Source organism: Macrococcus lamae (genome assembly GCF_004359545.1).
Classification (GTDB): Bacteria; Bacillota; Bacilli; order Staphylococcales; family Staphylococcaceae; genus Macrococcus; species Macrococcus lamae.
The window spans coordinates 1-454 of the sequence record NZ_SCWB01000047.1; the positions used below are offsets into that span (position 1 = coordinate 1).

A 454-nucleotide genomic window follows, 5' to 3' on the forward strand; every position below is an offset into this window, starting at 1 on the left:
CTATATAGAGAAAGTAGGAATAAACTATGTCACAAGATGTAAATGAATTAAGTAAGCAACCAACGCCAGATAAAGCAGAAGATAACGCATTTTTCCCATCACCATATTCCCTTAGTCAATATACAGCACCTAAAACAGATTTTGATGGTGTTGAACACAAAGGTGCCTATAAAGATGGTAAATGGAAAGTATTGATGATTGCTGCTGAAGAGCGATATGTATTATTGGAAAATGGAAAAATGTTCTCTACGGGTAATCATCCTGTTGAAATGTTATTACCTTTACATCATTTAATGGAAGCAGGTTTTGACGTTGATGTTGCGACATTATCTGGTTATCCAGTTAAATTAGAATTATGGGCTATGCCAACTGAAGACGAGGCAGTTATAAGTACTTATAATAAATTGAAAGAAAAATTAAAACAGCCAAAAAAATTAGCAGATGTGATTAAAAA

The 454-nt window shown here is 33.0% G+C and carries 1 protein-coding gene; it reads left to right on the forward strand.

The genetic code is table 11. From position 1 onward, the window contains the following. Positions 1-26 precede the first annotated feature (26 nt). A partial coding sequence (locus ERX29_RS10800) for a type 1 glutamine amidotransferase family protein (protein ID WP_481817011.1) occupies positions 27-454 on the forward strand: 428 nt, incomplete at its 3' end.